Consider the following 12,876-nt stretch of genomic DNA (forward strand, 5'->3'; position numbering starts at 1 on the left):
AGACCGTGTGTCGTTTGGGGTTGTTGAGGTGCAAGGTCATTCGTTGAGCTGGTGTGAGTGACGCGGAGAAGTACTGCCCGGACGCGTTGTGGCACCTCGCGCAGCCGTTGTTGCCACCGCACCCGGAAAGACATCAAGGCGGCGGGCGGCCGCCGGACCGATGACCGGGCGATGCTCGCGGCGATTGTGTACGTGTTGGAGTCGGGTTGCTCGTGGCGTAAGTTGCCGGGGTCGTTCCCGGTGCACTGGCGTACCGCTCACCGTCGGTTCGCCGAATGGGTTGCCGCGGGAGTGATGACCGCGCTGCACCAGGCGACGCTTGACGTGCTCGGCGTCGCCGGCCAGATCGACTGGTCACGGGCGAGTATCGACAGCATGCACGTTCGTGCGCTCAAAAGGGGGACCTGACCGGCCCAGCCCGGTCGACCGGGGCAAGCCCGGCTCCAAAATCCACGTCGTCGGTGAGCGGGGCGGGTTGCCGCTGTACGTGGATATCTCGGCCGGCAACCTCAACGACCACAAGCTGCTCGAGGGCATGGTCGAGGGCATTCAGCCGATCCGCCAGCCGGCCGGCCGGCCCCGGAAACGACTGGCCAAGCTGCACGGCGACAAGGGCTACGACTACCGCGAATGCCGCGAGCTGCTCCGCGAGCGCAACATCACCGCGCGGATCGCCCGCAAGGGCATCGAGTCATCGAAGCGCCTCGGCCGGCACCGCAACGTGATCGAACGCTGCCTGGAATGGACCATCCGGTCCCGGCGGCTGGTCCGCCGCTACGACCGGAAGGCTTCCCACTACCTCGGATTCCTACGCCTGGCCTGCGCTCTCATCTGCTACCGCCGCGCCGACCGACTCAACCTGTTGACCAGCAACAAGCCCAACTGACACACGGTCTTAGTTCGCGGGGAGTAGCCGACCTGTCTCAGTGCCTTGGGCGTCGAGGAGCACCAGGATCTGACCGTCGAGACCTGCTCGTCTGGCCGTCACGAGCCATCCTCCGACCGACACGCTGTCGGCGCAAAACATGAGCGTGACTCCTCGTGCGGTGGTGAGAAGTGTGCCGCTGGCAGCGGTGATCCACCGACCGCTCTCGTCGTTGCAGCCGTCGGATCCGCGCCATTCACCGTCGGCCGTGAACTTCACGTACGCCGCTCTGTGCCCGGTGCGGGGTACCCAGCGACCTGTCAGCTGGGATCGGTTTACCGGCACCAGTGTCGCCGGGAGAGCGACCGCTGGTGCCAGGGCCCGGCGGGCCTCGTCGGTGACCATCGGCGGTTCCAACAGGTCGTCGGCCTTGTCGGGCTCGGGGGTCGGTGTCGCCCCGGGAATCAGCCGGGCGACCGGTTGCGCTCGTGCGTCCAGGAGTACGGGTCGCCCTGCGCCGTCGAACTGGTAGCCGGTGACGCGGCGCAGCCATTCGGGGGTTTCCTGACTTGCCTTCTCGCAGCCGGGGATGCCTTCGACCGCGGCAGTGGAAGCCGTGAAGATGTCCGCGAGGAAGGTGCCGTCGCTACTGGCCCGCCAGGATCCGCCCACAGTGCCGCAGCGGCTGCCGATCAGGTCCAGATCGCCGTCCGCGAGGCGCAGAATCGTGCCCGCGCCGGGTTCGGCAACGTCGACGACCGTCCAGGATCCGATCAGTGACTCCGGTGCCAACGGCACCATGGGCCCGGTAGTTTCCGAGATCGGCCGCGGGTTCGCGGGCTCCGGGTGGCTCTGCCGGTTGCATCCGGCGAGCAGCACACCCATCACGACCAGCGTCGCGAGGGATTCCCGTCGTACCACCCTCGGCTCCTCCGGTCGGGCTCCCGCCAGGCTCTGGGGCTCGCGTAGCGAGTTACCGAACCGCCTGCTCCTGATTAACGGTCGGAAGGGACATCGGGTGCGCCCGGAATTCGTCGAAACCCGCTGGGCAACTGCTTGCTCCGGTGCAGCCCAGCGAGCGCCACGTGCACGTGGTCGCCGCGCGGGTGAGTGTCGGTTCCCGCCCGGTCGGGCTGCGTCGTCCCAACCGTCGGGCTCAGTTCAGGTGAGCAGACCTATGGCCGGCGTCCGGGCGACTGCGGGGCTGCCTTCGTACCAGTCGGCGTGCTCTATCAGGGCGCGGGCTTCCTCTGCACCGGTGATGTCGGCGACCGAGCCGCCGATGGCGTTGGTGAGCAGCGGCGTGGGCGGATGGACGGGCGTCGGCCACCTCCAACTCGATGTCTGTGAACTCGCCGCCCGCACCGGCCGGGCTGCCGCCAAAGTAGCCGGCGTTTCCGCACGCGTAGACCTGGCCGGACGCGCTGAGTCCGCTTCTTGGCAGGCCGATTATGGTCACCCCGGCGGCGAGGCTCAGGCGTGCACGCGATGGTGGGTGAGCGCGGCCCGCTGGCGTACCGCGTCTCGGAATTGCTCTAGCGCTAAGTCGGACGGCTCGTCGTTCGGGTCGTGTTCGTCGAGGTTGCAGTAGACCACGAGGCAGGAGCGGATGCCGTCGAGGATGTGTTCGAGTAAATCGCGGCTGGGGCGGCGAGGGTCCAGCGGAGTAAGCGGCTCGAGTAGGCCGGCGAGGGCGATGTCGCGGTCGCGTGGCTTAAGCCGTTGGACCTGTTCACGGGCGGCATCGACGAGCGCAGGCAGGCCTGCCGGGTCGGGGTGCCGGCCGGCGGCGACGATGTTCGCGTCGGCGAGTAACTTGGTCACGATGTCGCGGGGTGTGTCCTGCTCAAGGATGGCGCGCACGATCATGGTGGGCACCTCGACGGAGACGGCTTCAATGTCGTCGGCGTAGCTGAACACGCTGGTGGCGTCGAGGTCGGCTTCGTCGGCGGCGACCTCGGCGGCTGCGGTGAGCCAGTGCGCGGCGGCGACGCAGGAGGCCGACGGGTCAATGGTCGTCCACAGTTCGGGCGTGCCGAGGGGTTGCTCGTGAAGGAGACGGTCGGCGGCAGCGACCTGGACGGGGGAGGGGTCGATGTGGTCGAGGGCGACGGCTTGAATGGCTCGGCCGGTGATGTCTCCGAGTCCTGCACGCTGCACGGCGGTGATCTCGTGGGTCACGTCGGCGGTGACGGCCGCAGTGACGGCGGGGTCGGCCATGGTGTGCAGGACACGTCCGCTGGTGTGGGCCCACTCCATGACCGGGTCGTGAGAGATGAGCAGCGCACCCTCGTCGTCGGGCAGGTTAGGGTTGGTCAGCGCCTCCGCGACATGGGACATGCCGTCGCCGCGTTCCTGCTGTCGCAACTGCTGGTTGGGGTCGCCGGGCGACTCTGGGTCGGTGTAGATGTGCCACATCGCCTGCGACAGCCGGGTCAGTGCCTCGCACAGTTGGGCGGCGAGCTCACCGAGGCCGGCCGTGATCGGGCAGACCGTTTCGGCTTGGTGGCCGCGTCCGGCGGGCCAGGTCGCGACTAAGGGACGTCTCGTATCTGGGTGAAGGCGTTTCTCAGCACCGGCCCGGCGGTCAGCCGGTCAGGATGATGTTGTGAAGGTTGGCGATGCCGGAGGCGGCGTCGGCCAATGTGTGGGCGGCGCGGCGGTAGTCGCGCAGGATCTTGAAGCACTTCATCCTGGCCAAAGCGTGTTCGACTCCGGCGCGGACGGTGCGGTGGTGGCTGTTCAGCTCTTCTTTCCAGGCTGGCAGGACGCCGCCGTCGACGGGCTTGCGGTACGGGATGATCACCTCGGCGTTGCCGCGGTAGCCGCCGTCGGCCATGACGGGTCGCCCGGCGAGTTTCTCTTCGATGCCGCTGGTGCGGTAGACGATCGTGTCGTTGCGGTTGCCGGGCTGCGGGTCGCCGAGGGCGATGACCAGGCGGGTGCTGGCGTCGATGGCGACCTGCAGGTTCGTCGAGTACCGGTAGTTCTTGCTCTTGGTGGCCAAGCGGTGATCGCGGGTGGGGATCAGGGTGCCGTCGACGATGGCGATTTGGTCGACCGGCCGTCGGCGCACCGGTGCCAGGGCCAGCAATGGGCCGAGGGTGTCGATGACCCGGTGCGCAGCGGAGTGCGACACCCCGAACAGCGGGCCGATCTGGCGCATGGTCAGGTTCGTGCGCCAGTACACGGCCACCAACAGCACCCGATCGGGCAGGTCGAGAGCCCATTGCCGGCCCGGCCGCCCGTCACTGATCGCGTCACCGCCACGCTCGGCGACCAAGCGGACCAGCTGGCGGAACTGGGCGGGCTGCAACCCGGTGAACGGGAAAATCCAAGCCGGGCGGGCCGCGGTGATCACCTGCACCCAGGCAGCCTGACCGACCGTCTTAACCAGACAGTCACCGGGGTGAGGAGACCTCCCTTGGACGATCTTCGAGTGGTGCTGGAATCCTGCTCAGATGAGCCAGGACCAAGCGCAGGTACTGTCCCGTGGTACCAACTTTGCCGTCGTGCAGCTTTCGGGTAGGGCCTTTCCCGGCATCCATCTGCAGGGCGATACGTTCGCTGCCCTGCTGGTGCAGCTGGCGGACGCGGCGCGCCTACTGCGCCGCGACCCCGGTGACCGCGCAGCTCTCGACGAGCTGGACGACGCAGTCGGAGAGTTAGAGCGCTTCCTCGGCTTCTACGAAGCGACGCTCTCGGAGCGAGGGGTCCAGCGGCCGTACTGATACGGCGGTCACCGGCGGAAGCTCACCTCGAAGACCACCGTCGGTCGGACCACCGCACCAGCGACAGACATCTCACCATCGTCGAGATACGAGACGTCCCTTAGCGTCGATTTGGTCCCGTCGTCGAGCAGTGCGTAGAAGGTCACCGGACCTGGCCCTAGAACGTGCCCGCCGCCGGCCGGCGGTCGCGAGGGCTATTATTCCCGGACGCCGCCTCCCGTCAGTGAACCACGACCTTGACGCGCTGGAACTGCGTCTTTCGAAGGCGTTGTGGAGTTGCCGATGTTCAGGCGACCGTAGCGCTGATCCGGGACCTAGCCCGACGTCGCGTCAACCTTGACAGACGGCCGTCCTCCTTGAGTCAACCACCGGACGGCCGCTCCCCGAACCGACCGTTGCCAGCGTTTACCCCGACCAGATGCCTGCCGCCGGCGCTCCCGGTGCGGCCGGCGAGTGGTGGACGCCGTCTCAGTTAGCCGGGGAACTGGGTTGCCCGGTGGCCGCCAGCCGTGCCAGGCGGGTGGTGATCGCCCCGTGGTTGCGGCCGTGCTCTTCCATCAGCTCGGAAGTGTCCGCGCCCTCCGCGGCGCGTCGGGCGAGCCGCTTATCCTCCTCGGAAGCCCAGGGCATGTGTGAGTTGGGGTGGACCGCGCGGAGGTCTTCCATCCTGTAGGCCGGCGCTCGCGGCGGCGCCGGCGGCCGGCTGGCATTTGGGCCAGGGAACGTGGCCAAGCCCAGGGCATGCAGCTTGTACCGGATGCGGTTACCCGTCCGTTCCAATTTCCGCGCGATCGTCTCGGCGTCAGCCCCTTCGTGGTGGCGGCTGGCCACGTACGCGGTCTCTTGCTCCGACCATGACCTGGCACGACGCGGCGAGGGCAACCGAGTCGACGGTCCGGGGTTCGTCACGGCCGCGAGAAACACCGCGCCACCAGCGACAGATCACCGCCCGGCAGGTACCCGGAGAACTCGGCGATGAGGTTGCCGTCGCTGTCGGTGCCGATCATCTCGACGTTTGGGCCATCGATACCCGTGGTGGGCGTCAGCGTGTAGTCGCTGACCTCCCACGATAGCGCGGCCGGAGGCGTCGGCCTCGTGGCCACGGGCCTGGCGGGCGGGGGCGGCACCGGGTCGTGTGTGGGCGGCGGCCAAGAGTTGATGGGCAGCCGGTGTAGGTCAAGACCGAACAGGAGTTCGTCCACCTCGACGGTGTCGTAGTGCACCGAGCCGTCATCGAGTTGGTAGGCGACCTCACCGGCCACCCGATCTTCGATGCTGGCCAGCGCGACGTGCAGCCTCCGCCCGGCGAATGGGCTGTCGCCCCCGGGGTCGGTGGCTCCCGGACGGAACGTCAACCTCGCGTACGTTGCCGGGCCCATCCCCTGGGATGTCCTGCCAGGGTCGCCATGCCAGGCGCCACCCTCGTCCTCAATCGCTAGATCAACGCCACCAGACCATGTACGCCTGCAACCACGGCGCGGAGATCGAACTGGTCGCCTTTCCGTCCGAGCCGCGTCGGGTGACGACAACATCATTCGCGTACGCGCTCTCGATGCTGGTGCCGGTCGGAGCGAACAGGTGCCGCGGCACTGCGGTGAACGCCGCCGCCACCTCCGGTCGGGTGATCCAACCCTGACTTCGTAGCTGGTCGACCAGCCGTCGGCGAGCGTCCTGCGCCGTCAACGTCTCGGTCATCCCGCTTCCAGGTGCCACGAGGACATCTCCTCCCTCGAACGAACATCAGGTGAGCAGCCGGCCAACCGCGACGAACATCGGCCGGTTGCTGGGGTGCGGAGGTTGAGATCAGGAGACGGGTACGCCGTCTTCGAGGTAGCGGGTCGACCCGTCGACGCGCGCCTGGAGGCATTCGCTGACGCGGTGGGCCAGCAACGGCTGTAGCCGCTGTCTCGTCTGCGGCGGGGCAGACCACGCCCAACCCTTCAACTCGGCGGGCGGCACGACGATCCGCTGCGCCTGAACCGGGTCCAGGACACCGCCGTCGAAGACGAGCATCACCCCGTCGGTGCGGCCAGCACGGGCCGGCACCCAGTCCACGACGAGCAGCCGACCCGGCGTAAGGCTCACCCCGAGCTCTTCGCGGCACTCCCGCGCCGCCGCCTGCCACGGCGACTCGCCGGCCTCAACACTGCCTCCGGGAATCTCCCAATCCGTTTTGTACGCCGGCTCGACCAGCAAAACCCGATCCTGCGAATCGGTGATCAACAGTCCGGCCGCCATCCGCTTGCGCGGGAGACCAGCGGTGAATTCCTGGGGGTCGGAGGGCATGCGGGCACCGTAGAACGCCCGGCAGCCGACACGCCCGCAGCGCCACGCCCCGACAATGTCGGCACATTGCGACACCAACTCCAACACCCGCCACCTTGACCGGTTCGGCGACATCTGACGGTGCTACCTCGCCGCATGACGCGCCGGCTGTCGGCCCGGAACATGTCACAGGGAGCCGCTACGGTGACCGCTCAGCGTGAGCGCTCGAACCGGCGATGGTGGCCGATTGTCGACAGCGACGAGGTCAGTGCGGCGCGCCGCGCGCTCGGCCGTCGCCTTGCGCACCTGCGCAAGGCTGCCGGGCCTCACGCAGCACGGCCTCGATGTGATCACCGTACGGGTGATGTCCGCGGCAACTCACGAAGTGCGCGGAGGATGTCGCGGACCGCTGGTGAGCGTGGTGCGGCGGGGGCGAGTTCGTCGTGGAGTCGGTGTAGCAGTGCGACGCTGCGTACGGAGCTGACGGCGGGTAGGCGGCCGAGGGCGAGGCGGGCTGTGCTGACCGCGAGGTCGAGGTCGCCGGCGGCGTTGTGGGCGAGGCTGAGCCAGGCGCCGTGGCGTAGTGCGGAGCGCTGTGGCGAGTCGGTGAGACTGGTGTGCGCACGGGCGCGAAGCAGCCGTTCAGCTTGGCGGAGGAGCGCTGGCCGTTGAACCGGGACCTGCTCGGCCAGTACGACGAGGCCTCGGCCGGTGATCGCGTCCAGTTCGATCCGATCGATGTATGACGCCCATGGGGGCAGTGGGGCGTCGGGGGCGGTGTCGAGGAGTGCGAGGGTGTTCTCGCGTGTGTGGAAGAAGCTGGTGAGGTCGCCGGCGACGGCGTGGGCGAGGCTGCTGCGGGCGGCTACCAGTGAGCGGACGGCGGGCGGGGTCTTTGCCGCCGATTCTTGGGCTGCTGAGGCGAGTTGCAGGGCGTCGAGGGCGTGGCCTCGGTCGGCGGCTTGGTTGGACATGAGGGCCAGGATGCTGGCGGCTAGGCCGGGATCGCGGGCGGCGTGTGCGGCGCGTAGGGCGGTGAGGTACCAGCGTTGGGCGAGGCCGTCCTCGTTGGCATCGAATGCCATGAACCCGGCGGTCTGGGCGAGCTGCGCTAGTGCGGCGGCAAGGCGGCGGCCGGCCTCTGCGTTGTATGAAGCTCGGCGCAGGAGCCGGGCCACGGCGGCGAACTGGTCACTGACGAAGCCGCGGGCCGCGCCGCCCTGCTGGTCATCGAGCTGTTGTGCGTGAGCGACGACGGTGTCGATCATGTCCAGCAGCGGTGGGGTGACCGGTCCGCCGTCTCCGGCAGCCGCGATCAGGTCCGGGTTTGGCTGGTGAAGCGCGGTCCACGCGTGGGCGGTGAGCGCGGCGCCGGTGACAGCGATGACGGTGCGACGGGTCGGCACGGATCCTCCGAGGCTGAGCAGTCCGTTGCTGTCCCAGGGTAGATCCATCGCGTGATTCGCCGGCAGCGCTGGACGCGAACGCGGGGCGCGCCGGGACGCTCGTCGGTGGGGAAGCTCTGACCGGTCATTCTGGGTAGCCCCGCAGTATGTAGGCGTTGCTGTTGCCCGGCCCGCCGCCTGGTTTGATCCACAGCAGGCCACGGGCGGCCATCTGATGGACCCTCCTGAACACATGCGACGCCGACAGGTTGGTTTCGGCGGCCAGCTCGTGCAGCGGGACGCGACGGCTGAAATTCTTGTCGACGCCCGCGGCGATCGCCATGAGGATGATCTTGTCGTCAGGTGACAGTCCCCGGCGGGTGAGCGCCCACCACACGAGCAGTGGGGGATAGTCGACATCAGTCAGGTCGATCGGGTCGCTCATCAGCAGGGTGACGATGTTGGGATAGCTGCTGGCGTCTAGTTTCACCAGGCCACGACGCGACAGGTTGGGGATCACGGTCGACACCTGCCGTCGCGAGACTTCGGCGTCGGCGGCCAACGTCAAAGGCAGTACCTGGCAGGTGCTGGTGTCATCGACGGCCCTCGCCAACAGGTACAAAATGACTTTTTCGGCCGGTCTGAGCTGCTGGTGGCTAAGGGCCCACCGCACGGGGTGCACGTCTGCTCTCCTGGGGCTGTAGATGGTGAAGCTGTGCTCGCAGCTACCGCAGCCGTCCATAGTGGCCGCGCTGAGGGCTGCGAGCGCGACACGTCGTCGTCGGCCCCGCCGGGGACGCGATCATGCTGTCCGCGATGAGCCGGCCCACGAGGGCGTCTCGTAATCTTTCGACTCGATCCGAGGTATCTGAAACAGCGGCCGAGTGGTCACCCTGCGCTCCGATCTCATGTTTGTCCGGATACCAGCCGCTCACGAGCCAGGCCGGCGGGACCGTCACGGCGCTCGGACGGTATGCGGGAAGGGTAAGACGCCGGCAGGTCGACACGCCCGTTTCGCTCTACGTCGACATTGTCGGGATTGCCGACACCAAACTCCGACAAAGCTTCGACATTGTGGTCCTGCCGGGGACTACCGCCGCTCTCCATAATGAGCATCTGACGGTCTCGCCCGATCTCGCGGCGACCATCGGCCGCACCGGTGCTTGCCCAGCTGCGTCGATGCTCCGGCGGCCCGCGAGATTGTCACAGGCGGCGCCTGTCGTCTACACGGGTCATGACCACAGTGTCGGCAGTCGATGGAGGTAGCAGCGATGGCTGACAGCGACGAGATCAGGACTGCCCGCCGGGCGCTCGGCCGCCGGCTCGCTGAGTTGCGCGCGGCTGGCAATCTCACCCAGCACGACCTAGCGGGACTCGTGCGGTACGGCCGCAGTACCGTGGCGAACACGGAGACTGGCTACCAGCACCCGGACCGTGCTTTCTGGGTCCACTGCGACCGCGTGCTGCAAACCGATGGTGTGCTCGTCGGTGAGTACGACCGCATCGCTGAGCTGGATCGTCAACGACGACATTCGGCGGCGATCCAGGCGGCCAGGAGCACGTCAGTGCTGGTGGCGCCCGATGCTGGCCACGAAGTCCCCGACGCGAACGGCAGTGCTGCTCCCTGGGAGGGTGAGGACAGCATCAACGCGCGCCGTCTGGCGCTGAAGTCGTCCCTCGACGACAACGTCCGTCTCGCCTACCTGGAAGCCGAGGTCCGGCAGGCGATCGACGACAACGAGCGCCTCACCCCGGTGATCCTCATAGCGCGGATGCGACCGCTGCGCTCCTACGTCGACCAACTCATGGCAGGCCGGCAGCACCCACCACAACGCGCCCGGCTCTACGCCGTCGCCGCTCACCTGTCCGGACTTCTCGGCGCACTCGCCCTTGACCTCGGCGCATTCGGCGCGGCGCACGCTTACGCCGCCGAAGCGTTCGACCTCGCCGAGGCTGCCGAGCAGTCCGACGCGCAAGCCTGGGCACGAGCTACGCAAAGCCTGATCGCCTTCTACGCCGGTAACTACCAGGACGCGCTGGCCTACGCCCAGGACGGCCTACGCCGTGGCGGCACCAGCCGGCACCGCATCCGCCTCACGATCAACGGCCAGGCGCGGGCCCTCGCACGTCTCGGCGACCGGTACGGCGTCGACCGCGCCGTCGACCACGCGTTCACCATGCTGTCCGACTACCCGCCCAACTCGTCGGTCAGCGCCAGTCTCGCCCTCGGCCCGTACTGCCCGGCCAGGACCGCGGCCAACGCGGCGACCGCCTACCTGGCGCTCGGCCGCACCGCAGGCGTCACCGACCATCTCACCACCGCGATCAATGCGTTCGACACCGCAGGGCTGGCTGGCCCACGAGCGCTCTGCCGCCTCGACCTGGCCACCGCGCACCTGCACGCCGACAACCCCGACCCCGAGGAAGCAGGCGCACTGGCAGAGGAGGCGCTCGACCTCACCGCGGACCAGCGTTTCGAATCGGTCCACCAACGCGCCCGTCAGTTCCTCGCCACAGCCCAGCCCTTCGCCCGCCACCCGCGGCTACGGCACGTGGCCGACCTGCTCGCCGACCGCGCACAGGTCGCTGCCAGCGGACAGGCCGCTCTACCATCGCTGTCATGAGCAGCCGGGAACTGGCCAGCCTGCAGCAACGCTGGACCGCCTACCAGGAACTGCCCGAACTCACCAACCACTGGTATTGGCGCCCAGGCTGGCGAGCCGACCGCCAGTTCTACACCTGGCACCTCACCTTCGAACACCAACCTGAACTGCACCGCCTCGTCACCGACATTCAACGCCAACTCACCGTGCCCGGACTGGACTTGGTGCCGCTCGACGGGCTCCACCTGACCATGCAAGGTCTCGGCTTCACCGACGAGGTCACCAACAGCGACCTCGAAGCAGTCGTCGCCGAAACCCGGCGACGCTGCGCCGGCCTGCCGCCGCTGAAGCTGTCACTTGGCCCGGTCGACCCCGACGCCGAAGGAATCGGCATGCTCGTCCGCCCCTGGGACCGCGTCGAACACCTCCGCGCCACCATCCGCGATGCCATCAACGCGGTATGGAAGACCGCGCCGGAGGCCGCAGAAGGATTCCGGCCACACGTGACGATCGCCTACAGCGGCTCGCAAGCGCCAACCGCACCAATCCGCGACCGCCTCAACGCCTTCCGCCACCAGCCACCCGCTGAGGTGACCATCCAACAGGCAACGCTGATCGCGCTGCGCCGAGAAAACCGTAGTTACCGGTGGACAAGGGTGGCGACCGCACCCCTGGGTGTGTGAGGCATCGAGCATGCTCCACTTCAACGAACCCACGACTCGGCGGTGAGGCCACTACATCTTGATATGACACGGAACCGCGAGTTCGGTGAAGATGGCGTACCCGCCCGAGATATTCACTACACGAACCAGTTCGCCTGGTGGTCGAGAAGATATTGTTCCTCCTCAAGCGTGCCGCGCGGTGCCGCAACGACATGACGCAATTCAACTGGGAGTAGAACCTGACTCGGTCTTCTGTCATCACGGGTCCACGTACATTGTCGACGGGCATCAGCGACTCGCTCCGGGCCAAATGCGCGAATGCGGACCGACGATCAGGTCCGGGACGTGGCTGACGAGCTGTTCGGAGAATGCTTCCTCGACTACAAGGACATGGACGACGTGCAGCTAGCGGCCACGCTTCAACGTCTGCCGCCCGGAGAATACGAGAAACCGACACGTTCCGGGAAACTTGAACCACTAATCTTTCGTAAGGTAGCGCCAGTGTTCACGTGGTTGGATTTAGTCGAAGATCCGCGCGGCCTCCGCTCCATCTACGGAGCGGATAATCCGCCTTCGCTGGAGAAGATCCTGTTACACGAGGTTGTGCTTAAGTGCGACGGTCCGTCGGTGGTCCTGAGATTCGATCTGCCGGAGTTCCCTACGAGTGCGCCGATAAAGTGGCGTGATCGCGGCTTCAGTGTCGTGCAGATCGGCCTGACGATGATCGGCGTCAAGGACCTCTCCCTGACGGGCTGGAACCACCACGGTTGGGCCAGCATGGAGTTAGCCTCGCGGGATGACTTGGTGATGCTGGAAGTCCTATGGGGATCGGCTCGCGTTCAGGTGCAGGCGGACGCGGCGGCCGTGACATCGATATCAGCATATGCCGGCGATCTGTCCCTTAAATAATCTCCAGCCTAGGATTAGCGTGTATTAATGGAAGGTCGGGTCGTCGATGGAGGAGCAGGACGCAACCCCGCCTCATGGAGCGGCTCGGTGACCTATTGGACAACCTGGAACTGTCCCGCAGGGAACCGCTGTCCATTTACCTGGATCTGCAGTGTGAACGCCCCGGGCTTGACCGACGCTGTGCCGGTCGAGCGCAGAGGATGCTCCTTGGACAGGCAAGCGGCTGACCTGGTTTGGCAATCACCCTTCTGAGGAAATAGACCTTCTCTCGGCGTGGCCCCCGCTGACTTGCCGGGGAAATTGCGTACGATACGTGAAGAGGTACTGTCTCATCGACCAGCAGCTCGGCACTGAATTCCAGAGTTTCCCCTGCGCGATGGGCAGTGCGTTGGATGTTGACGGCCGAGATGTCGACGCGTATGTCGCTCGGGTAGCCGAGAAACTCGTACGCGGGCG

13 protein-coding genes and 1 pseudogene are annotated in these 12,876 nt (G+C 67.2%); 5 read left to right on the forward strand and 9 right to left on the reverse strand.

Annotation, left to right across the window (positions count from 1 at the left end; genetic code table 11):
* Positions 1-53 precede the first annotated feature (53 nt).
* Positions 54-886 (forward strand): annotated as a pseudogene (locus tag ACGFIQ_RS25125) (IS5 family transposase).
* A 9-nt stretch (positions 887-895) separates the two neighbouring features.
* On the opposite strand, the gene ACGFIQ_RS25130 reads toward ACGFIQ_RS25125, so the two are convergent.
* From ACGFIQ_RS25130 to ACGFIQ_RS25140, 3 genes are all read right to left on the reverse strand, one after another.
* Positions 896-1,786 carry an META domain-containing protein gene (locus tag ACGFIQ_RS25130; RefSeq protein ID WP_393247494.1) on the reverse strand — a complete coding sequence of 297 codons (891 nt, stop codon included), beginning with the start codon at positions 1,784-1,786 and terminating at the stop codon, positions 896-898.
* Positions 1,787-2,338: 552 nt separating this feature from the next.
* Complete coding sequence (locus ACGFIQ_RS25135; RefSeq protein WP_393247496.1) at positions 2,339-3,283, reverse strand: hypothetical protein; 945 nt, start codon at positions 3,281-3,283, stop codon at positions 2,339-2,341.
* Between the two features lie 169 nt (positions 3,284-3,452).
* Positions 3,453-4,232: a transposase family protein gene (locus ACGFIQ_RS25140; protein WP_393247498.1), complete on the reverse strand. Its 780-nt coding sequence runs from the start codon at positions 4,230-4,232 to the stop codon at positions 3,453-3,455.
* Positions 4,233-4,326: 94 nt separating this feature from the next.
* On the opposite strand from ACGFIQ_RS25140, the gene ACGFIQ_RS25145 reads away from it, so the two are divergent.
* Positions 4,327-4,596 carry a DUF6959 family protein gene (locus ACGFIQ_RS25145; RefSeq protein WP_393247500.1) on the forward strand — a complete coding sequence of 90 codons (270 nt, stop codon included), beginning with the start codon at positions 4,327-4,329 and terminating at the stop codon, positions 4,594-4,596.
* Positions 4,597-4,604: 8 nt separating this feature from the next.
* Here the strand turns inward: ACGFIQ_RS25145 and ACGFIQ_RS25150 are convergent, their stop codons facing one another.
* The 6 genes from ACGFIQ_RS25150 to ACGFIQ_RS25175 form a co-directional block, all read right to left on the reverse strand.
* Positions 4,605-4,742: a hypothetical protein gene (locus ACGFIQ_RS25150; protein WP_393247501.1), complete on the reverse strand. Its 138-nt coding sequence runs from the start codon at positions 4,740-4,742 to the stop codon at positions 4,605-4,607.
* 759 nt (positions 4,743-5,501) lie between these two features.
* Positions 5,502-5,951, reverse strand: coding sequence for a hypothetical protein (locus ACGFIQ_RS25155; RefSeq protein WP_393247503.1), 450 nt, complete (start codon positions 5,949-5,951; stop codon positions 5,502-5,504).
* Between the two features lie 85 nt (positions 5,952-6,036).
* A complete protein-coding gene (locus ACGFIQ_RS25160) occupies positions 6,037-6,309 on the reverse strand; it encodes a hypothetical protein (protein WP_393247505.1) in 273 nt (90 codons plus the stop codon).
* Positions 6,310-6,399: 90 nt separating this feature from the next.
* A complete protein-coding gene (locus tag ACGFIQ_RS25165; RefSeq protein WP_393247507.1) occupies positions 6,400-6,882 on the reverse strand; it encodes an NUDIX domain-containing protein in 483 nt (160 codons plus the stop codon).
* A gap of 329 nt (positions 6,883-7,211) precedes the next feature.
* Entirely contained in the window at positions 7,212-8,315 is a 1,104-nt protein-coding gene (locus ACGFIQ_RS25170) for a hypothetical protein (protein WP_393247509.1), read from the reverse strand.
* 76 nt (positions 8,316-8,391) lie between these two features.
* Positions 8,392-8,928 carry a hypothetical protein gene (locus ACGFIQ_RS25175; protein ID WP_393247511.1) on the reverse strand — a complete coding sequence of 179 codons (537 nt, stop codon included), beginning with the start codon at positions 8,926-8,928 and terminating at the stop codon, positions 8,392-8,394.
* 589 nt (positions 8,929-9,517) lie between these two features.
* Here ACGFIQ_RS25175 and ACGFIQ_RS25180 point away from each other — a divergent pair.
* The 3 genes from ACGFIQ_RS25180 (at position 9,518) to ACGFIQ_RS25190 (ending at position 12,420) form a co-directional block, all read left to right on the forward strand.
* Positions 9,518-10,870, forward strand: coding sequence for a helix-turn-helix domain-containing protein (locus tag ACGFIQ_RS25180; protein WP_393247513.1), 1,353 nt, complete (start codon positions 9,518-9,520; stop codon positions 10,868-10,870).
* The gene (locus tag ACGFIQ_RS25185) at positions 10,867-11,532 is read left to right on the forward strand and encodes a 2'-5' RNA ligase family protein (protein ID WP_393247515.1); all 666 of its coding nucleotides are present in this window, start codon (positions 10,867-10,869) and stop codon (positions 11,530-11,532) included. The genes ACGFIQ_RS25180 and ACGFIQ_RS25185 overlap by 4 nt, the downstream gene beginning before the upstream one ends.
* Positions 11,533-11,856: 324 nt before the next feature.
* Positions 11,857-12,420: an Imm50 family immunity protein gene (locus tag ACGFIQ_RS25190; RefSeq protein ID WP_393247517.1), complete on the forward strand. Its 564-nt coding sequence runs from the start codon at positions 11,857-11,859 to the stop codon at positions 12,418-12,420.
* Positions 12,421-12,876 lie beyond the last annotated feature (456 nt).

This window comes from Micromonospora sp. NPDC048898, from assembly GCF_043198035.1.
Taxonomy (GTDB): Bacteria; Actinomycetota; Actinomycetes; order Mycobacteriales; family Micromonosporaceae; genus Micromonospora.